18 protein-coding genes and 1 riboswitch are annotated in these 19,513 nt (G+C 47.2%); of the genes, 8 read left to right on the forward strand and 10 right to left on the reverse strand.

Annotation, left to right across the window (positions count from 1 at the left end; genetic code table 11):
• Both aroC and DP923_RS01595 read right to left on the reverse strand, forming a co-directional pair.
• Positions 1-1,080 (reverse strand): chorismate synthase, encoded by a 1,080-nt coding sequence (gene aroC / locus DP923_RS01590; RefSeq protein WP_112303824.1) that lies wholly within the window; start codon positions 1,078-1,080, stop codon positions 1-3.
• Positions 1,077-2,528 carry a BatD family protein gene (locus DP923_RS01595; protein ID WP_125047612.1) on the reverse strand — a complete coding sequence of 484 codons (1,452 nt, stop codon included), beginning with the start codon at positions 2,526-2,528 and terminating at the stop codon, positions 1,077-1,079. The genes aroC and DP923_RS01595 overlap by 4 nt, the downstream gene beginning before the upstream one ends.
• Positions 2,529-2,874: 346 nt before the next feature.
• On the opposite strand from DP923_RS01595, the gene DP923_RS01600 reads away from it, so the two are divergent.
• The 3 genes from DP923_RS01600 (at position 2,875) to DP923_RS01610 (ending at position 4,801) form a co-directional block, all read left to right on the forward strand.
• Positions 2,875-3,615, forward strand: coding sequence for a ferritin-like domain-containing protein (locus tag DP923_RS01600; RefSeq protein ID WP_112303826.1), 741 nt, complete (start codon positions 2,875-2,877; stop codon positions 3,613-3,615).
• Positions 3,616-3,627: 12 nt separating this feature from the next.
• Positions 3,628-4,434 (forward strand): ferritin-like domain-containing protein, encoded by an 807-nt coding sequence (locus DP923_RS01605; RefSeq protein ID WP_112303827.1) that lies wholly within the window; start codon positions 3,628-3,630, stop codon positions 4,432-4,434.
• Between the two features lie 169 nt (positions 4,435-4,603).
• On the forward strand, positions 4,604-4,801 hold the full coding sequence (locus DP923_RS01610; protein WP_112303828.1) for a hypothetical protein: 198 nt from the start codon (positions 4,604-4,606) through the stop codon (positions 4,799-4,801).
• On the opposite strand, the gene queG is transcribed toward DP923_RS01610, so the two are convergent.
• Positions 4,798-5,736 carry a tRNA epoxyqueuosine(34) reductase QueG gene (gene queG, locus DP923_RS01615; RefSeq protein WP_207801922.1) on the reverse strand — a complete coding sequence of 313 codons (939 nt, stop codon included), beginning with the start codon at positions 5,734-5,736 and terminating at the stop codon, positions 4,798-4,800. The genes DP923_RS01610 and queG overlap by 4 nt on opposite strands.
• Positions 5,737-6,224: 488 nt before the next feature.
• Complete coding sequence (ruvB, locus tag DP923_RS01620) at positions 6,225-7,265, reverse strand: Holliday junction branch migration DNA helicase RuvB (RefSeq protein ID WP_112303830.1); 1,041 nt, start codon at positions 7,263-7,265, stop codon at positions 6,225-6,227.
• A 211-nt stretch (positions 7,266-7,476) separates the two neighbouring features.
• Here ruvB and DP923_RS01625 point away from each other — a divergent pair, with 211 nt between their 5' ends.
• Positions 7,477-7,983 carry a phospholipase D-like domain-containing protein gene (locus DP923_RS01625; protein ID WP_112303831.1) on the forward strand — a complete coding sequence of 169 codons (507 nt, stop codon included), beginning with the start codon at positions 7,477-7,479 and terminating at the stop codon, positions 7,981-7,983.
• Positions 7,984-8,087: 104 nt separating this feature from the next.
• On the opposite strand, the gene DP923_RS01630 is transcribed toward DP923_RS01625, so the two are convergent.
• A complete protein-coding gene (locus DP923_RS01630; RefSeq protein ID WP_112303832.1) occupies positions 8,088-9,266 on the reverse strand; it encodes an acyl-CoA dehydrogenase family protein in 1,179 nt (392 codons plus the stop codon).
• A gap of 237 nt (positions 9,267-9,503) precedes the next feature.
• Positions 9,504-11,960 carry a TonB-dependent receptor gene (locus DP923_RS01635; protein WP_112303833.1) on the reverse strand — a complete coding sequence of 819 codons (2,457 nt, stop codon included), beginning with the start codon at positions 11,958-11,960 and terminating at the stop codon, positions 9,504-9,506.
• 58 nt (positions 11,961-12,018) lie between these two features.
• Positions 12,019-12,115: riboswitch (TPP riboswitch) on the reverse strand.
• 225 nt (positions 12,116-12,340) lie between these two features.
• On the opposite strand from DP923_RS01635, the gene DP923_RS01640 reads away from it, so the two are divergent.
• Positions 12,341-12,589 carry a hypothetical protein gene (locus DP923_RS01640; protein ID WP_112303834.1) on the forward strand — a complete coding sequence of 83 codons (249 nt, stop codon included), beginning with the start codon at positions 12,341-12,343 and terminating at the stop codon, positions 12,587-12,589.
• An 85-nt stretch (positions 12,590-12,674) separates the two neighbouring features.
• Here DP923_RS01640 and DP923_RS01645 read toward each other — a convergent pair whose 3' ends face one another.
• The 4 genes from DP923_RS01645 to pnuC all read right to left on the reverse strand — a co-directional run bounded on the left by DP923_RS01645 (position 12,675) and on the right by pnuC (position 15,148).
• Complete coding sequence (locus DP923_RS01645; protein WP_112303835.1) at positions 12,675-13,550, reverse strand: aldose 1-epimerase family protein; 876 nt, start codon at positions 13,548-13,550, stop codon at positions 12,675-12,677.
• A gap of 8 nt (positions 13,551-13,558) precedes the next feature.
• A complete protein-coding gene (locus DP923_RS01650; RefSeq protein ID WP_112303836.1) occupies positions 13,559-14,086 on the reverse strand; it encodes an AAA family ATPase in 528 nt (175 codons plus the stop codon).
• Between the two features lie 121 nt (positions 14,087-14,207).
• Positions 14,208-14,384, reverse strand: a complete 177-nt coding sequence (locus tag DP923_RS16615) for a hypothetical protein (RefSeq protein WP_165838131.1) — start codon at positions 14,382-14,384, stop codon at positions 14,208-14,210.
• 128 nt (positions 14,385-14,512) lie between these two features.
• Entirely contained in the window at positions 14,513-15,148 is a 636-nt protein-coding gene (gene pnuC, locus DP923_RS01655) for a nicotinamide riboside transporter PnuC (RefSeq protein WP_239020900.1), read from the reverse strand.
• Positions 15,149-15,250: 102 nt separating this feature from the next.
• Between pnuC and DP923_RS01660 the strand changes: the two genes are divergently transcribed.
• The 3 genes from DP923_RS01660 to DP923_RS01670 all read left to right on the forward strand — a co-directional run bounded on the left by DP923_RS01660 (position 15,251) and on the right by DP923_RS01670 (position 19,509).
• On the forward strand, positions 15,251-15,568 hold the full coding sequence (locus DP923_RS01660; RefSeq protein ID WP_112303837.1) for a rhodanese-like domain-containing protein: 318 nt from the start codon (positions 15,251-15,253) through the stop codon (positions 15,566-15,568).
• A 196-nt stretch (positions 15,569-15,764) separates the two neighbouring features.
• Positions 15,765-17,234 (forward strand): IMP dehydrogenase, encoded by a 1,470-nt coding sequence (guaB, locus tag DP923_RS01665; protein ID WP_112303838.1) that lies wholly within the window; start codon positions 15,765-15,767, stop codon positions 17,232-17,234.
• A gap of 211 nt (positions 17,235-17,445) precedes the next feature.
• A complete protein-coding gene (locus DP923_RS01670) occupies positions 17,446-19,509 on the forward strand; it encodes a GAF domain-containing SpoIIE family protein phosphatase (RefSeq protein WP_239020901.1) in 2,064 nt (687 codons plus the stop codon).
• The last annotated feature ends 4 nt before the right edge of the window (positions 19,510-19,513 follow it).

The following is a 19,513-nucleotide window of genomic DNA, read 5'->3' on the forward strand; positions in this document are numbered from 1 at the left end:
TTATACTTTACTCGCCTGCTGTCGCATTACGAAATCTGCCAGTACTAAAGCGGCCATGGCATCTACAATAGGCACGGCACGCGGCAGCACACAGGGGTCGTGGCGGCCTTTGCCAACCAGCATAATTTCTTCGCCGGCATCGTTAATGGTTTGCTGGGGCTGCAGAATGGTAGCTACAGATTTAAACGCGACATTAAAGTAAATATCCTGCCCGTTGCTGATGCCACCCTGTATGCCGCCGGAGTTATTGGTACGTGTTTTTATAGCGCCGTTTTCATCGGTAAAAAACTGATCGTTGTGCTCGGAACCGCGCATTTTTACGCCTTCAAAACCGCTGCCATATTCAAAGCCTTTCACGGCATTTATACTTAGCATCGCCTTGCCCAGTTCGGCGTGCAGCTTATCAAATACAGGTTCGCCTAAGCCGGCCGGCGTGCCGGTTATCACGCAGCTCACTACACCGCCTACCGTATCCAGGTTATCGCGCACTTCTTCGATCAGGCTGATCATACGGGCAGCTGTTTCGCTATCGGGGCAGCGCACGATGTTGCTGTCAATCTGATTCAGGTCGAGTTGGGTGTACGGTTTTTCCAGCTTTATACTTCCCACCTGCGCTACATACGACTTTATGCTGATGCCATACTTCTGCAACAACTTTGCAGCTAAAACACCCGCCGCTACCCGGGCAACGGTTTCGCGGGCAGAACTGCGGCCTCCTCCCCTGTAGTCGCGCAGGCCATACTTGGCGGTATAAGTATAATCGGCATGCGATGGCCGAAAAGCGTGCTCGATGTGGCTGTAATCGTGGCTTGCCTGGTCTTTATTATTTACAACAAGCGTAATAGGCGTGCCCAGCGTCTTTCCTTCAAAAATACCTGAAAGTATGGTGGCTTTATCTTCCTCTTTGCGCGGCGTAGTTATACTTGACTGGCCGGGCCTGCGACGATCCAGGGCGTGCTGTATTTCTTCCAGGCTGATGTCGAGGCCAGCCGGGCAACCATCTATAATAACACCAACTGCCGCCCCATGCGATTCGCCGAAGGTTGTGATCCGGAAAAGTTTTCCGTAGGAATTGCTCATACTTTATTTTTTTTCAGAAACACAAACGTACCTACCGCCAGCAACACTACCAACACGATGTTGGCATATCTTCTGATTTCGTTTGCCTGGTTAAGGCTTTGCAGTTTAGTGTCTTCGTTTTCGATGATGTTATAGAAATCTCCCAGGTCCCTGGAAAGCACCAGCGCGTCAGTATCCTGCAGGCCTGTTACCTGCACCTGCACCGTCGGCCGAAGTGTATCGTAGGCTGCCGTTTCCGGGTTAAAATAAATTAGTCCGAGGGCATCCGCCAGTTTAAAGGTACCCGGCTCGCGTGGCATAATGTTGTAAGCAAACGTTTTGGCACCTACTACTTGCCCGTTGCGCCGGGTAATATCCTGTCGCACATCCGGCGGGTAAAAGTCCAGCTCAATCGGGTTTGCTGGCACAGGTGGCATCAGGGCATCAAAATTACCTTCGCCTGTTACGGTAAACTGGTAATTAAAGCTTTTGCCAACCGGCACTTTGCGGGCAGATAATTTTTGCTGGATACTATACACGCCCACCGGCACTACGTCGCGCAATGGGTGCGGCGGCAACTGTTTTACGCCTACCACTTTTTCCCTCGAATAAAAGGTCTTAAAGCCTTCCTGCCGGTCTTCTTCCAGCAGATTCGGGTTTTTGGCCACTTTATACTTAATCATCCGCAGTTCTAAGGCCGGAAACCTAACAGGCTCCAGGTTAAGGGGGTATAATACGGCTTCGTAAAACTTAAACCGCAGGTAGGGTTCGCCTTTCACCAACACGTTTTCTGGCGTTATTTCCGTAAAATCAAAGGCTTCTTCCCAGGAATTAGGCTGCTTCAGTTGCCGGACGATGCCGGTTAATTGATTTGCAAAATCATGAAAATCGAGGAGTTGCTGGTCTTTTTCGGCCAGGTAAAAGTATAGCACCACATTTACACCTTCGCCTACAAATACCTCTTTTTTATTTGTATATATCGTCAGGAACGCATTGTCTTCTTTCGAGATAAATTCCGGTTCCTGTTCCACCACCGGGTCAGTGGTTTCGTTCAGCGCGTTCAGGTCGGGTAGATTTATACTTTGCGGGCCATTGGCAGGCGCAGGTACAATTTTTATACTTGCGCCGGGGCTTTGCACAGTTTGCCCGTTCACTTTCATGGTAAAGGGCCGAAGTGTAAAATCTCCTTCATCGAGGGCTGCGTAATTCTGCGTGATGGTCAGGATGGTAGTGGTTTCGCCGGCGGTGGTAATGGTTTTGGTAGTGCTGTAGCGGCTGCTTTTCTTAAAACCTTCTATCTCCGGAAACGGCGTATAGTCTTTTAAAGGCTGGTTCTGCAGCCTGATTGAGACGGTATAATACTGGTTAATGGGCAACGGGCTTTTGCCAAGTTCGATGCTGATCTGCTGCCCTTGCGCAGGTAGCACAAGCACTTGTACAAGTATAAACAGCAAAGTAAAAAAACGCATAAACGGGCTCCGGATTTGGTGCAACCTTCAACTAAGGTATAAAAAACTATTTTCGCAATTTTTCAGGCTGATTTATACTTCACATTTTCAGCAGCAGCAAGTATACCTGTCCGCTTTTATACTTTAGTGATCCCATTTATACTTCAAAAAACGCTTCCCAGCTTACTCTGTTTGGCTCATTTTTTCTTCTCAGACTGGCAGCAGTCAAATAAATTTAAAACTGCCTAAATCCGGTCTTTTAGCTGCAGCGTAGGTCAGCTACATTGCCAGTTATACAACAGCGGATTTTAAGCCCGATTCAGAACTGGTAAACGATACTATCCATCAACACTAAACTTTTACGATTATGGAGAAAATTAACCAGCCTGAAGAAAATGAAGGCGGCATTAGCAAAGCTTTAAAAGCCCAGATGCAACGACGTACCTTCTTCCGGTATGCAGGTGCTTCAGCTGCCGCTGCTACATTATTACTTACTACCTCTTGCGATGACGACGATGACCAGATAGATCCGCTGCCACCTGTTGGAGATGCCGTTGACCTGGGCTCCGGCGATGTGGGCATTCTGAACTACGCCTATGCGTTGGAACAACTCGAAGCGGCTTTCTACACGCAAGTTATCGCAACCAAGTATGCCGGCATGACGGCTGCAGAAACGCAGTTACTAACCGATATCCGCGACCATGAAATAGCCCACCGCGAGTTCTTTAAGGCCGCACTTGGAAACAATGCAATTCCGGGCCTGGAAGTAAACTTTACTAAGATCAATTTTAACGACAGAGCCAGCGTATTAGGCACCGCCAAAGCCTTTGAAGACCTGGGCGTATCGGCTTACAACGGCGCAGGCCAGTTATTTACAGATACCGGCGTTGGCTTAACTTACCTTACGCTGGCAGGTAAAATTGTATCTGTGGAAGCACGCCATGCAGCTGCCATCCGCGATCTGCTGAATCCATTATCGAAAGATTTTTCGGGTGATGATGTGGTAGATGCCAAAGGCCTGGACGTATCCCGGACGCCGATGGAAGTACTGACCATTGCCGCTGATTACATTAAAACAAAAATTAACGCGAACAACTTACCTAAATAACCGAACAGCACTATGAATATTCTTAAACTAATTCAGGACATTGAGAAAGCTGACCCGGAAGTATACGGTCGGTTGGATTCGCGCAGAGCGGCCTTTAAAAACATAAGTGGTTTCAGTAAAAAGATAGCTGTTGCTGCTGTGCCGTTGGCGCTAGGCTCCTTGTTTACAAAGGCTTACGGCCAATCGAACAACGCTATTGTGGATACGCTGCAATTTGCACTTACTTTAGAATACCTGGAAGATGAGTTTTACCGTTTAGGCCTGGCCTCTTCTACAGCAGTTGCTGCTGCCAACCGCCCAGTTATCGAGCAGATCAGCAAGCACGAAGCGGCACACGTAAAGTTTTTACAGGATACCCTCAGATCGCTTAACGCTACACCGGTACCTAAGCCTACTTTCGACTTCTCGGCCGGTGGCGCTTTTGCCGATTGGAACACAAACCCAGCTACTTTCCTGGCTCTAGCTCAGGCGTTTGAAGATACCGGCGTACGTGCTTATAAGGGGCAGGCTGGTAATTTAATAGCCAGCAGTGCGGTGTTAACAGCTGCCCTGCAAATACACTCCGTAGAAGCGCGCCACGCAGCTGAAATACGAAAAATACGTGGTTTAAAGAGCTGGATAACCGGGAATGAACGTGGAGCAGGAATGCCTGCTCCAACACAAGCAGTATATAATGGCGAAGAAGTAACTACCCAGGCTACGGTTAATATTGCTTCTGGCGGAATTTCTGTAGGAGCGGCCTCCGAAGCGTTTGATGAACCTTTGGAAAAACAAGCTGTTCTGGATATTGCCAACTTGTTTATTGTACAGCCACGCTAGTTATTGATACCTTATTTAGAAAAGAGGACCTGAAGATCAGGCCCTCTTTTCTGGTTTTGAGGGCTTGTATTATGGTAACAAAAAATATTTAATTTCTTTACCCGGAACCTGTCACTTTAGCGGATTATCTGCGTATTGCAAAGTATAATTTTTATTACTTAAACGAACCATGTTAGAATATATGAAGACCATTTTGCTGAAGGTTAGCTTCGACAAAATGCTGTTTGAAAAGGAACTTAGAAAATCTTTTAAATTTTTAGCGGCAGATGAGCTGACGCAATTTAAGCAGTGGTGTTATACCGAGTTCTCGGATGTATACCATCGCATTCTGAACAACGTATTTTCCAAGTGCCCAAGTATAGCTTAATCATTTTCAGGGGGTTGCTGCAAAAACTGAATGTTACGCAGCAGCCCTTTGTACCCTGTCCGCTTCACTGCTGATTTCTTGAAAAGCTGCGAAAACACTTCCTGCGTCAGCTCCTGCCAATCGTTTGTTTTCATGTTTTTAAGTTCGGGATGCGCGTTAAAGGCCGGCTCCTGGTGTGGCTTACTGAAACGGTTCCACGGACATACATCCTGGCAGATATCACAACCAAACACCCAGTTTCCGAATTTCCCGTTCATTTCCTGCGGCAGTTGGTCTTTCAGCTCGATGGTAAAGTATGAAATGCACTTGCTGCCATCCACCACATAAGGCGCTACTATCGCATCGGTCGGGCAGGCATCCAGGCAACGGGTACACGAGCCGCAATAATCTTTTATCGGCCCATCATATTCCAGTTCTAAATCAATAATCAGCTCCGCAATAAAGTAAAAGCTGCCTACTTGCGGTGTAATTAAGTTTGAGTTTTTGCCTATCCAACCCAGTCCGCTTTTTTTAGCCCAGGCCTTGTCCAGCACCGGCGCCGAATCCACGAAGCAGCGGCCACCCACCTCTCCTATTTCTTCATTGATAAGGTCCAGTAAGGTTTTCAGCTTGTCTTTTATCACAAAATGATAATCGGTGCCATACGCATACTTTGATATTTTAAGCGTATCGGTTTCGGGCTGCTTTTCTTCCGGATAGTAGTTGAGCAGCAAGGATACCACAGATTTGGCACCATCTACCAGCAGACGCGGATCCAGGCGCTTATCGAAATGGTTTTCCATGTAGTGCATCTGGCCGTGCATGTGCTGGTTCAGCCAGCTCTCCAGGCGCGGCGCTTCCTCCTCCAGAAAATCAGCCTTGGAAATGCCGCAATACATAAAGCCTAGCTCCTGTGCTTTTTGTTTGATGAAATGGGTGTATTGCGCTTTGTTCAAAATTTATACTTCAGAGCTCGGTTTATACTTTGAGGAAGAACAAAATTACAGAGAAATAAATCCGTTTCGTAGAATCACGCAGCAAAGGTTTATACTTACTAACTCAAGTTGCGATCTACTGTATTGTATAGGTGTAAACCCACCCCTGACCCCCAATGCCGTCAACTTAAGGTAAAGGATCTTCCGGACATCCATATCCCTGTATCAAAATTTTAACTATTAGGTATGAAACTGAAGCGGCCAGAGGCCGCAGGTAGCTCACACTCGCCAGAGGCGAGCGAGGGCAAAAATCTTAAGTTGACGACATTGCCCCTGACCGCTCCAAGGAGGGGAATTTTGATTTACGATTACAAAAAATAACTCAAAAATTACTCTTACAGAACAAATTCCCCTCCTCGGAGGGGTTGGGGTGGGTAAATCGCAACTAGAGTTTACTAGTAAAGTACTCAAATGCAAAAAGCAGGCTCCGGAAAGCCTGCTTTTATACGTTACTCCTCAGCAAACAAACCGCCGCCGGTAACATGCTGCGGCGGAATTTTACCTAAGTGACGGTAAGCAGCTTCGGTTGCTTCGCGGCCGCGGGCGGTGCGCTTAATATAACCTTCCTGAATCAGGAACGGCTCGTATACTTCTTCGATGGTTTCTGCTTCCTCGCCGCAGGCTGTTGCGATGGTTGAGATACCAACCGGGCCACCTTTATACTTATCGATGATGCAGGAGAGAATTCGTTTGTCCATATCATCCAAACCGTTGTGGTCTACATCCAGCGCATGCAGAGCAAACTTTGCAATTTCTACGGTGATGGTGCCATCGCCTTTTATCTGGGCAAAATCGCGGGTACGGCGCAGCAGGTTGTTCGCAATACGCGGTGTGCCACGGCTGCGGCGGGCAATCTCGAAAGCAGCATCATCGTGTATAGGTGCACCCAGCAGAGCCGACGAACGTTTTACAATGGAAGTTAACAACTCGGCATCGTAATACTCCAAACGGCTGTTAATACTGAAACGGGCACGCAACGGCGCTGTCAGCAAACCGGAACGTGTGGTTGCACCGATCAGGGTAAACGGATTCAAACTGATTTGTACAGAACGCGCATTAGGACCGGAATCGAGCATGATATCGATCTTGTAATCCTCCATCGCCGAGTACAGGTACTCTTCCACGATTGGGTTGAGGCGGTGGATCTCGTCAATGAACAGTACATCGTTTGCATCGAGGTTCGTGAGCAAACCCGCCAGGTCGCTGGGCTTATCCAGTACCGGCCCGGATGTCATTTTGATGCCTGCGTTCAGTTCAGAAGCAATAATATGCGATAGTGTGGTTTTACCCAGGCCCGGAGGTCCGTGCAATAATACGTGGTCCAGCGCTTCGCCACGGCGGCGGGCGGCGAGCACAAATATTTTCAGGTTCTCAACAATTTTGGCCTGCCCTGTAAAATCGCTGAAACTGAGCGGGCGCAGCGCTTTATCTATGTCCTTTTCGGCGGGCGACATGTAGTCGTTTTCGCCGGTCAGATAATCTTCTCTCATGGTATAAGTAATACTTTTTATAAACCGGAAGCGTGTGCAGGTATAATAGATTTATACTTTGTTTCGCTCCATTTACAGCTTCGAATTTACGTAATTTTGCTAATTATTTTATACTTTTATTATACAAATCTAACCTTATTAGCAAAGCATTTGCCATAGCTTTACTTTAAGAGAACCAAGAGTAACTTACGGCGGCTAAAATAAGAAATACATGCACCCAAGTCATCAAAAAATTACCAGTCATGCTTTTTTCAGTCCGGGAGATGCTTGCCTGAACGCTATCATCAGCGCTATCGAAGCAACCAGGAAAACGATGAAGATCTGTGTTTTTACGATCAGTGACGACCGTATTTCGGAAGCCATTGTGCTGGCTCACCGGCGCGGCGTACGTATCAAGATCATTACGGATAATACAAAACTGCATGATATGGGCTCCGATATAAGGGAATTAGCTGCAAAAGGCCTGCATGTGCGCATCGATAAAACACGCAGCCACATGCACCATAAGTTTGCCATTTTCGACGAAGCCAGCGTACTGACCGGCAGCTACAACTGGACCCGAAGCGCCGCCCTCTACAACCACGAAAATGTACTGATAACCGATAACATCAGTATTGTGCAGGACTACAGCCGGGAGTTTGACAGGCTTTGGGAAAGTATGATTTCCTACAAACCACAAGGAAAATTCAGAGACCAACCTGACGAAGAAATCAGCTAAAACGGCCTTGACCATTGTTACTTAAAGTATAAAAGGCAGCCACTTTCGTAGCTGCCTTTGTTGTAATAAGTCCTCCCCTGTTTTTAGGGGAGGATTGGGAGGGGTTATTTAAACGCCTGAATGCCGGTAATATCGGCACCTGTTATCAGCAAATGAATATCGTGCGTTCCTTCGTAAGTGATCACAGATTCCAGGTTCATCATGTGGCGCATGATCGGGTACTCGCCTGTAATGCCCATACCGCCGTGTATCTGACGAGCAATCTGGGTGATGCGCAGCGCCATGTCTACGTTATTGCGTTTGGCCATCGATATTTGCTGGGTAGTGGCTTTGCCTTCGTTCATGAGCATGCCTAAGCGCCAGGCCAAAAGCTGTGCTTTGGTAATTTCAGTCAGCATTTCGGCCAGTTTTTTCTGTGTCAGCTGGAATGCGCCAATTGGTTTATCGAATTGAATGCGCTCTTTGCTATACTTCAGAGCCGATTCGTAGCAATCGATGGCAGCACCAATTGCACCCCACGAAATGCCATAACGGGCAGAGTCCAGGCAACCAAGTGGTCCTTTTAAGCCATCTATGTTCGGTAACAGGTTTTCTTTGGGTACTTTCACGTTATCAAAAACCAGTTCGCCGGTACAGCTGGCGCGTAAGCTCCATTTGTTGTGTATCTCTGGCGTTGTAAAGCCTTCCATGCCGCGCTCCACAATTACGCCTTTAATGCGGCCTTCATCGTTCTTCGCCCATACTACCGCTACCTGGCACTCCGGCGAGTTAGAAATCCACATTTTAGCACCGTTCAGCAAATAATGGTCGCCCATGTCTTTGATGGTGGTCATCATGCCGCCTGGGTTTGAGCCGTGGTCCGGTTCTGTTAAACCAAAGCAGCCCAGCCACTCGCCGCTGGCCAGTTTCGGTAGGTATTTATTGCGTTGCTCCTCAGAGCCATACTTGTAGATGGGGTACATGACCAAAGAGCCCTGCACCGATGCCGTAGAACGCATACCGGAGTCGCCGCGCTCGATTTCCTGCATGATAATGCCATAGCTGATATAATCGAGGCCGCCCCCGCCATACTCGGTTGGTATAGTCGGGCCGAAAGCACCTACATCGCCAAACTTCTTTACAATTTCGGAAGGGAAATGTGCATCCTGCGCCCATTGTTCGATGTAAGGAGAAATTTCACGCTTCACAAAATCGCGCATTGTCTGGCGGATCAGTCTGTGTTCCTCGGTCAGGAGGTCGTCTATGTTATAATAATCAGGCGCGCCGGTAGATTCGTAAGCCATAGTTCTGTTTTAAGATGTTGGAATGAGTAGATGCAAAGTTAGAATTTTCGGGTAAAGTAGCTATTTATAACGCCACAAAAAGAAATCAGCACCCAGAAGTCTTCGGCAAAGTATAAACCGGACAGAATAGCTCCGACTGGAAAGCATTGTCTCTTCCAAAGTATAAATCATCCTCAAAACAAAAAGCCCCACCAGTGAGGCAGGGCTTTTTTACGTAATCAATAATTCTATCTAACATTAAAACTTTACTCCAAACGAAAGTAAAAAGTTGCGTGTAGCCTGCGGATAATAAAAATTATAATCGCTGCGGGCAGGCAGGTTGTCGAACCTGCTGCTGTACGTATACCCGTTAGCCTCATACTTGGTATTAAGTACGTTATTAACCAGCAGGGCAATTTCCATTTCGTTCACAAAAACCGGTTTTAAAGTATAGCGCAGGCGCAGGTCGGCTACCTGGTAACCGTTCAGTTTGCGGTTTTCGCTGCTGGTGTTATCTAAATATTGCTTGCTTACGGTTTTATAAATAAAGGCCGCTCTTAAGCCTGTCACCGGTTGTACTTCCAGTAAATGCGACGAGATGATTTCCGGAGAAAAAGCAATGTCTGCTTCTTTGTAAATAGTTACTTCCTCGCCGGACGGGTTGTAATCCTGGTCGTTGTCGTAGCTGTAAACTGTTTCCGAGTAATTTCTGATCTTGTTACGACTAACGGTCAGGTTGCTGCCCAGCGTTACCAGTTTGTGCAGTTGTACCTGGGCTGCCAGTTCGAGGCCGGTGCGGTAGCTGTTTTTGATGTTGGTACGCAATCCTGTTCCTACATCGTTCAGCTGGCCGGTTAGCACCAGTTGGTTTTTGTAATCCATGTAGTAAAAGTTGGCATCGAAGGTAAAAGGCATACTTCCGTTACGGCGCAAACGGTAACCGGCTTCCCAGTTGTAAAGCGTTTCCGGTTTTGGCGTGATGCCGTTCTGCTCATCGGATTGGGTACGGTCTGTAAAATCTGAGCGGACCGGCTCGCGGTTGCCTACGGCAAAGGAGGCATATATACTTTGGTTCTCATTTAAAGTATAAGTTGCGCCGGCTTTCGGGTTGATAAAGTTGTAACTCGCTTGCTGCGTTACGTCGCGGTTATCATCATCGGTGCCTTCGAGTTCGTAATTAACGGTGCGGTACTGCAAATCTCCGAATAAACTCAGGTCTTCGGTTAACTGGTACGTTGCTTTCCCGAAAATATTGAAATCGGTTTTAAGGGCGTTTCCAAAGTAATAACGCTGCCGTATCTGGCTGTTGGATGCGTAACGCGCCCAGATAATTTCGCCGTAATGGTCGCCATCATACTGGTTGACAGCGCCGCCGAGCGTTGCGTCCAGTTTGCCATTTTCCGAAGTATAATTTAACGCATACGTAGCGCCGTAAAAATAATTATCGAGCCACTTCTGCCGGATCAGGTCGGTGCGCGTTATACTTTCTGTACCTAGTACAACCGGTGCCAGGCCGTAATTAGCTAACCGCTGAGACTCTTTGTACTGCTCGTAATAGCCACGCCCACGGGTAAAATGGAACGCGCCGCCCAGGTTAAGCCGTGGTGCCAGATCTTTGGAGTAATGCAGTTGGTAATGGTCCTGCTGGTAGTTGTCGGTTTCGTTGTCGTAAAAGGCTTCGTTTCCGTTGGCATCGGTGTACAAACCAGTGGAGTTATAGGTGCGGTCGGTTTCCAGTTTGCTCTCCTCCAGTCCGTTCCAGGCCTGGTATGTTTTTTCCTGACCCGAGAAGGTAATGAATTTCAGCATACCGGTTTTGCCATGATAGCCCGCCGAGAAATAATAGGACTTCAGATCAGAGAAAGCGCGGTCGATGTAGCCATCCGAGGATACTTTAGACAGGCGGCCATCTACTGTAAATTTATCGTTCAGCAAGCCGGAGCCAAACGAAACGGTGTGTTTCCAGGTGTTGAAAGAGCCGTATGTGTTCTGCGTTTCGGCGTACGCTTCGCGGTTCAGGCCCATGGTCCGGATATTCATACTTGCTCCGAAAGCGCCGCCGCCGTTTGTAGATGTTCCTACGCCGCGCTGCACCTGTATATCCTGGATAGAAGACGCCAGATCAGGCATGTTCACGAAGAAAGCACCATGGCTCTCGGCATCGTTCACCGGAATACCGTTTACTGTCACATTGATGCGCGTAATATCGGACCCACGGATGCGAATGCCTGTATAGCCCACGCCAGCGCCTGCGTCAGAATTTACCACTACAGAAGGTGTTCGTTCCAATAAATAAGGCAGATCCTGCCCGAAATTCTGTTCTGCGATCTGCTCTTTAGTAACGTTGGTAAAAGTGGTTCCTGTTTTTTCGTTTGCCCGGATGGCTGATACTACTACCTCGCCTGCCTGCAGCGAGGCGCGCTGTAAATGTACTTCGAATAAGCCGGTTTGCGGCAGGGTAACTGTTACCTGTTTTTTATCGAACCCTACAAAACTGACCTGTAACGTATAAGTTCCGGCCTGCAGCTCCTGGAATTCGAAAAGGCCGTTGGCATCTGATACGGTGCCTTTGCCCGCACCTTGGAGTTGGATGGTAGCGCCTGCCAGCAGTTCGTTTTTAGCTGCATCGCGTACCTGGCCGCTCAGAGTATACTGGGCAAGCAACTGCAATGGAAACAGCAAAGTAGCCGCCATTACAAAAAGTAATTTTTTCATTTAAAAAAGTAAGAAAATTGAAACATACAGAACCACCAGGGGTCGGCATCCTGCTATAAAATGTTTCCCTCGTTTTCCCTTCGCCGGCATTACCCGGATCAGGTTCAATGGGTATGATCTCAGCCCGTTATTATAAGGCACCCCTAAACTGCTGCAAAGGTAGGGCGTTTTTTGGGAGAATAAAAAGGAGAAATTGTAGTAAGGCGAAATAACTCGTAACACCGGGCAAAAGGCGCCTGTATTTTTTCTGCTTTATAGGATAACCCCTTGCCCGCAACCTACGTTGAAATCTATAATAGGCATGATTTCCTGCAAGTATAAACTTCGCCTTGCCCCAAATCGCTGCCCGCCTAAACCTAATTTAGTTAAGTGTAAACGCAATGATGATCAGCATTTTATACACGTTGGCCTTACTTACGATACTGGCATATTATGCATTCTCGCCTCAAAAGCAGCTTAAACGTCCGCCTACCTCGGGCAACGACGATGACGGCGGCGAACCGCTTGGCGATGACCTGCCAGATCTTGACCTACCGCCCGGCATATCATTACCTATAAATGATTTCGAACCGGAATACGCCCCCTTGCGACTTACTTTTCTGCGGATGCCTGAGCCTTCGCTAAACTAATTTACCTGTAAGCAAAAAAATCCCTGCTACTTCTTAAAGTGTAGCAGGGATTTTTTTGTGTGCTTAGGGCACTGCGTTTATACTTTTAGAAAACGGTTATTGAGAAGGTCCGCTCAAAGGTTTCGGCAGGGCGCAGCGCGTTTATACCTTCTTTTTCCTGTAGCTCGCCGCTATCACCTACGCTGCTGGCAATACCGCACCATGGCTCGATGCACACGTAAGGCGACGGCCCCGGCTTAGCCCAGATACCTAAGTATGGAAAACCTTCAAAAGCCAGCTCAATGCGCCGCTGGTTGGTACGGTTGGCTAAGGTTACTTTTTCTGATTTCGGGTTTTTGAAGACAATCGCGTCTTTATCAAAGTATGAATGCTGTAAAGGCAGGATATTAGTTTGGTCCAGCAGCAACTCGGCTTCTCCGTTCAGTAAACCGTTTTCGTTTAACAAATAGCGACTCAGAGTTTCTTCGTGTTCAAACTCCAGGTAATAATCCTCATACTTTTCGTTGGGGTAAAGCGGGACGTTAAAACCCGGATGCGCGCCCAAACCAAAGTATAACATCTGCTTATCGGTATTTGTGAGCTGGTAGGTAACAAAAAGCTTATTCTCTTCGAGGCGGTACGCGATCAGGAAACGAAACTCGAATGGGTAAACAGCCAGTGTTTCGTCATCATACTTCAGCTGGAAAACGAGTTTGTTTTTAGACGAATCTATTAATTCGAACTCGCGGTGCCGCGCGAAACCGTGGCGCGGTAACTGGTACGTTTTCCCCTCAAAAGTATAGGCCTGGTTTGGAAGCTCGCCTACCACCGGAAACAGGTTGGGTGCATGTGCGGCCCATACAGCAGGATCGGCCTGCCAGATCAGTTCCAGGTTTTCGTCTGTTTTAATGAAGTGCTGCAATTCGGCTCCCAGGCTCTCGACTGCCACCTTAAAAGTATCGTTCTGAAGAAAGTATAACATAGTTGGTTTTACAAAAGATTGTGTTCTCGGAGCAGGGCATCCACGTGTTCCTGCGCCAGTTGTTCGCGGGCTTGCTCGTGGCCTGTTATCTCTACAAACCTAACGCCCAGTTGCTGTAATTCGCGTTTGTACCAGTCGTAAAAAAACTGGCGCAGGTGCGGGTGCTCGCGTTGCGGATCAGGCTCCCAGGGCAAATCAACGCCCATGAGCAGGTAAAGGTTATAGGCTTGCTGCTGTAATTTTTCTTCGATCCAGTCGGGGCAATGGCCAAAAGCGTGTTTGCTCCATATTTTAAGTACCAGCAGATCGGTATCGCAAAATAAAAGTTTGCGGGCCTGTTGGGCTGTTTCGGCTTCCAGGGCCAGTTGGCCGCGGGCAATGGCTTCGATGTCTTTTAAAGTATAAGCGCGGCCCAGATGCCCGATATACTGCCGTGCATACTCGGGCACCCAAGCGGTTTGATAGTGTGCGGCCAGCTTTTGAGACAACGTGGATTTACCTGTAGACTCCGGACCGGTAATGGCAATTTTCAACATAAAGTAACAATACTGCTGCGGTGCGCCTTAAAGGTAGGTATTTGAAATGTGATTCTGGCAGCCGGCGTACGCTCGAAAAGTATGGGCAAAAAAAAAGCTGCCCGTTCTGGGCAGCTGGTCTCTAACTTTCCGAAAAACTATATCCGAAAAAGTTATAGACTTTGATGATCTTAGGATTTTGATCGCCTTGTTGTGCAAAACAGACTTGTTTAGGATTTTCGTCCGGAGACTCGTATCCCCATTTCATCCGGTTTACATACTTTAATTCTTCAGGCAATTCGAGTTTACGTTTTTGCATGGTGCTACAGGGTTACACTGTTGAACATGTCAGCCTTATATCGGAGGCTTAGCCCGAAGTAAATCACATTAGAATTGTACGCAAACCTAAGCCCTCAGATTAGAACAAAACCAAGTATATACAGCACGCTAACAAGCATTTAATGGTGTAACAGCGTTTTGAGATTGTATATATTCTTTTTTCCAGTCGATATATCCTTTGGTAGCCAATATCAGGAAAACAAAGTATAGAAAGCTGGTTAGATAGAGATCTTTATAATAATAAATACCTACGTATACAGCATCCACGGCCAGCCAGAGTAACCAGTTTTCCAGTTTTTTGCGGGCCATCATCCAGTACCCGATAAGGCTAACTGCTGTTGTAGCCGAATCAATGTAAGATAGGTCGGCGTTCGTGAAATTCTCAAGAAAGTAGCCCAGTACTGCTGTAAACAAAACACCCAGTATAGCCGAAAGTATAAATTCCTGTTTGGTAATCCTGCTCACTTTTATTTCAGAATGGTTTTTGCCTCCGTAGCGCCAGCTGTACCACCCGTAAATGCTTGTAAAGAAATAAAAAATCTGCAGCCCCATATCAGCATACAGGCGCACGTCATAAAATATCCAGACATACATGGCCACACTTACTAAACCCAGCAGCCACGTACCAATGTGCTGTTTAGCTGCCAGCCACACGCCGGCTATACCTGTAATTACCCCAATTACTTCTACCAGGCTCATGGCCTGCAGTGCTTCTGTTAAATTATTCAGGATATCTGTTATCATACTTGCTTCTGCTTTCGTAGCAGACCATCTGATTTTGTAAGTTTGCAGCCTGATTGAATAATGGCCGGCTTCGTAAAAAGGCTGGTGTAAAGATAAAGAGTTATGAATGAGATTACCGTACAGGAACTGAAAGATATGCTGGCCCGCAACAACAAGCTGCAGCTACTGGATGTGCGCGAACCCTCCGAATTTGAAATATGTAACCTGGGCGGCGAGCTGATTCCGTTGGGCGATCTGCCAAAACAAACCAGCCGCATCCGACGGGATATACCTGTGGTAGTAGTATGCCATCATGGGTTCCGGAGCGCGCAGGCCATTCATTACCTTACCCAACGCCTGGGCTTCGAAAACCTGCTTAACCTAAAAGGCGGCATCCATGCGTGGGCTGTGCAGATAGACAAAACAATGGCACAATACTGAAGTATGAAGTAAGATGTTTGAAGTATGATGTAAAGACAGACCATTCATACTTTACAGATCATATTTATACTTTACAATTCATACTTCGTCCTTCATAAATCTTACTTATTTAAAATATTCTTTACTGTGTAACTACTTATTACAAAAAGTTTTCTTTAATTTTACGCTGCAAATAAGAACCCCTAATTTATTTGCCATGATCTCCGATCAGTCTAAAATAGTTTTTGAAGCCCTCACTTACGATGACGTGCTTCTGCTCCCGGCCTACTCCGAGGTGCTCCCCAATCAAACAGACACTTCTTCGCAGCTTACCCGCAACATCCGTTTAAATGTTCCGCTTGTTTCTGCGGCCATGGATACGGTTACAGAAGCTGATCTTGCCATTGCCATGGCGCAGGAAGGTGGTATCGGTATCATCCATAAAAACATGTCGATCAAGAAGCAGGCGAACCAGGTGCGTAAAGTAAAACGCTCGGAAAGCGGCATGATCATGGATCCGATTACTTTACCCGATACCGCTACACTGGGCGATGCCGTTCAGATCATGACCGACAATAAGATCGGTGGTATTCCGATTGTGAACCAGGAAGGCATCCTGACAGGTATCATTACCAACCGCGACCTGCGCTTCGAGAAAGACCTGACGCAACCCGTTTCTGCCATCATGACAACCAAAAACCTGATCACGGCCGCCAAAGGTACTGATCTGGCACAGGCAGAAGATATCCTTCAGAACTATAAGATCGAGAAATTACCTGTAGTGGATGAGACCGGCAAGCTGGTTGGTTTGATTACCTACAAAGATATCCTAAAGAAAAAAGACCGCCCGTTTGCCTGTAAAGATGAATTTGGCCGTTTGCGCGTAGGTGCAGCTGTAGGTGTAACGCCTGATGTGCTGGACCGTGTAAAAGCCCTGGTTGATGCCGGTGTAGATGTGATAAGTGTAGATACGGCACATGGCCACTCGAAAGGCGTGCTGGAAGCTGTACGAAAAATTAAAGACCTATTCCCTAACCTGGATCTGATTGCCGGAAACGTAGCAACAGCCGAAGGCGCTAAAGCACTGGCCGATGCCGGCGCTGATGCGGTAAAAGTGGGCGTTGGCCCGGGCAGTATCTGTACAACCCGTATTATTGCAGGCATTGGCGTACCACAACTTTCTGCTGTAATGGAAGCTGTAAGAGGACTGAAAGGCACAGGTGTTCCGGTAATTGCCGATGGTGGTATTAAATTTTCAGGTGATATTGTGAAGGCACTGGCTGGTGGTGCAGGCACTGCTATGATCGGCTCTTTGCTGGCTGGCACCGACGAAGCACCCGGCGAAATGCTGATCTATGAAGGCCGCAAGTATAAAACTTACCGGGGTATGGGCTCTGTGGAAGCGATGGAAGAAGGCTCGAAAGACCGTTACTTCCAGGGCAACGAAACAGATGCCAGAAAGCTGGTACCGGAAGGTATAGTGGGCCGTGTGGCATACAAAGGCTTTGTAAATGAGGTACTTTACCAATTGGTTGGCGGCATCAGAGCTGGTATGGGCTATTGTGGCACACCTACTATTGAGAAGTTGCAGGAAGCCAAAATGGTAAAAATAACAGGTGCCGGTTTGCGCGAAAGCCATCCGCATGATGTGCACATTACCCGCGAAGCGCCGAACTACAGCCGCTAAGCTTTAGCCTGATTTATACTTTGTTGTGCCATGTGTTTGTTCATACTTTATGAACAGACACATGGCACTTCCTTTTTAAAAGTCCGTGAGGCTATAGTCAACAATTTTTCAGGGTTTGGCGTAGGAGTATTTTTTTAGTACCTTTCAGCATATTTTATGCTTTAATAACCATATCCTTTCGCAGCAAAAACTACAAACGGGTATCCGTTTTATGTTATACAAAACAAACGCAAAATCACTTTCGATCTTAACGGCCATAATCAGCTGGGCGCTGTTATTAGCCAGCATTCTGCTTTCTGTTGAGAGCACGCGGCAGGCCGGTACCGTAAAACTGGTATTGCCTTATATAGATAACTTGCTGATTGTGGTATTTATAGTGGCCGTTTTTGTATCCCAGCGCCTCAGCACCGAATCTCTGAAAGGAATAGATTTTATAAGTTACCTCTGGAATTTATTTTCCAAAGCAGGCGTGGCCGCTTACCTGAGCGTTGCGTTATACCTGGGCTATCGTTTATCCACGAGTTATGCCAACCTGAGTTCCCCGTTGCTGCTCCATATCGTGTACCATATTAACTTCGGGATGCTGGTGCTGTTCCTGGCGAAGGCTTTTTACATCTGGCGGCAACTGTTGCTCTACCATAAAAGCCGTTTCCTGCAGATTGCCTGGGATTGGTTTGAGTTGTTGCTGGGCGCTACCCTCCTTCTTACGCTGCTCAACTTTAATTATACCAGCTTTATCTTTTTGCCGCTGCTGGCTTTACTGGGCATCTACATTCTGTTTTTATGCACCAATTTAAAGTGGGTTGCCTTTCTCAATTTCAATAACAAAAGCCGCTCGCTTATACTTTTAGGTGCCATCCTTTTGAGTTGCTACATTTTCGCGCGCTTCTTTTATCAATTATCCGGTAGCCCCGAACTTGTAATTGATTATACCGATGTCGGGTTTCTGCTGCTGGCTATGCTGTTTGTGGGTACCTATACCTTGGCGGCTTTCCTTGTATCGCTGTTCAGTTTGCCAACTTCCAGCGTTTTCGAGCAGAAGAGCGAAGACCTGCTTAATTTCCAGCGCCTCAGCCAGTCTATCCAGCAAGGGCAAAGCGAAGCGCAGGTGTATGATATGTTGTTCGAAAGTACCATAAAAGCTGCCGATGCCAGTGCTGCCTGGTTTGAAGTGATCAGGAACAGCGAGCCTGAAGTAACGCATCTGCTCAATATCAACAACGAGCAAACCGACCGCATCCGCCATCTGCTGCTGGCTTATAACATCCATAACATCGATTACATCAACAATAACCTGGACCGCAACCCTGGCTTCCGGGAATTGCTGCTGCCCTGGAAATCGCTGATCATACTTCCGATCAAATCCAAAAAGCATCTTTCCGGCGCTTTATACCTGCTGAAGGATATTGAGCAGGGTTTTGACCGTGAAACCGTAAACGTGCTCCGGACTTTTACGAGCCAGACCATACTTACTATCGAAAACCTGCGTTTAGTAACAGAATCGTTACAGAACGAGCGCTACAAAGAGGAACTCAAAATTGCTACCCAGGTACAGGAAAGCCTGATTCCGAAAACATTTCCGGCCGATAGCTGGTTTGAAATAAGTACGCATTCGGCGGCGGCAAAAGAAGTGGGCGGCGATTTTTACGACTTCCTGCAACTAAGCGAATCCCGGATCGCTATCATCATCGGCGATGTATCGGGTAAAGGTATTTCGGCGGCCTTCCATATGGCACAGATGAAAGGTATTTTTCATGGCCTTATGCAGCAGGACATGGCACCAAGCGAGTTTATGAAACAAGCCAACAGTGCTTTAAGCCGCTGCTTAGAGAAAACATCTTTTATCACTTCGGCCCTTTACATTATAGATTACCGCATGAAAGGCTTTGTGTTTGCACGCGCCGGCCATTGCCATACGTTATACTATAATGCCATGATGGATGATGTGTTCTATTTCCAGACGGAAGGGCTCGGACTGGGCATTATCCGGGATAAGAGCTATAATAACCACGTAAAAGAGATGTATTACGATTACAACCCCGGCGATGTAATGGTAATTTATACGGATGGTATTGTAGAGGCCCGGAATGCGAAAAACGATGAGTACGGCGAGGACAGGCTGAAGTATATGCTTTCGCAGACTTACCACCTCGAGGCAGAAGACATCAAATACGCGATCATAAACGACCTGCAGGATTTTACCGGCCCAGATAACCTGTATGATGACCAGACGTTACTCGTGATAAAATTCAAACTTACTCAACCTAACGAGTAGACAA

This window comes from Pontibacter arcticus, from assembly GCF_003284895.1.
In the GTDB taxonomy this organism is placed as follows: domain Bacteria; phylum Bacteroidota; class Bacteroidia; order Cytophagales; family Hymenobacteraceae; genus Pontibacter; species Pontibacter arcticus.

Excerpts from the sequence above, each read along its gene's own strand:
- aroC (WP_112303824.1), bottom strand. The coding sequence starts at position 1,080 with ATGAGCAATTCCTACGGAAAACTTTTCCGGATCACAACCTTCGGCGAA.
- DP923_RS01595 (WP_125047612.1), bottom strand. The coding sequence starts at position 2,528 with ATGCGTTTTTTTACTTTGCTGTTTATACTTGTACAAGTGCTTGTGCTA.
- DP923_RS01600 (WP_112303826.1), top strand. The coding sequence starts at position 2,875 with ATGGAGAAAATTAACCAGCCTGAAGAAAATGAAGGCGGCATTAGCAAA.
- DP923_RS01605 (WP_112303827.1), top strand. The coding sequence starts at position 3,628 with ATGAATATTCTTAAACTAATTCAGGACATTGAGAAAGCTGACCCGGAA.
- DP923_RS01610 (WP_112303828.1), top strand. The coding sequence starts at position 4,604 with ATGTTAGAATATATGAAGACCATTTTGCTGAAGGTTAGCTTCGACAAA.
- ruvB (WP_112303830.1), bottom strand. The coding sequence starts at position 7,265 with ATGAGAGAAGATTATCTGACCGGCGAAAACGACTACATGTCGCCCGCC.
- DP923_RS01625 (WP_112303831.1), top strand. The coding sequence starts at position 7,477 with ATGCACCCAAGTCATCAAAAAATTACCAGTCATGCTTTTTTCAGTCCG.
- DP923_RS01630 (WP_112303832.1), bottom strand. The coding sequence starts at position 9,266 with ATGGCTTACGAATCTACCGGCGCGCCTGATTATTATAACATAGACGAC.
- DP923_RS01635 (WP_112303833.1), bottom strand. The coding sequence starts at position 11,960 with ATGAAAAAATTACTTTTTGTAATGGCGGCTACTTTGCTGTTTCCATTG.
- DP923_RS01640 (WP_112303834.1), top strand. The coding sequence starts at position 12,341 with ATGATGATCAGCATTTTATACACGTTGGCCTTACTTACGATACTGGCA.
- DP923_RS01645 (WP_112303835.1), bottom strand. The coding sequence starts at position 13,550 with ATGTTATACTTTCTTCAGAACGATACTTTTAAGGTGGCAGTCGAGAGC.
- DP923_RS01650 (WP_112303836.1), bottom strand. The coding sequence starts at position 14,086 with ATGTTGAAAATTGCCATTACCGGTCCGGAGTCTACAGGTAAATCCACG.
- DP923_RS16615 (WP_165838131.1), bottom strand. The coding sequence starts at position 14,384 with ATGCAAAAACGTAAACTCGAATTGCCTGAAGAATTAAAGTATGTAAAC.
- pnuC (WP_239020900.1), bottom strand. The coding sequence starts at position 15,148 with ATGATAACAGATATCCTGAATAATTTAACAGAAGCACTGCAGGCCATG.
- DP923_RS01660 (WP_112303837.1), top strand. The coding sequence starts at position 15,251 with ATGAATGAGATTACCGTACAGGAACTGAAAGATATGCTGGCCCGCAAC.
- guaB (WP_112303838.1), top strand. The coding sequence starts at position 15,765 with ATGATCTCCGATCAGTCTAAAATAGTTTTTGAAGCCCTCACTTACGAT.
- DP923_RS01670 (WP_239020901.1), top strand. The coding sequence starts at position 17,446 with ATGTTATACAAAACAAACGCAAAATCACTTTCGATCTTAACGGCCATA.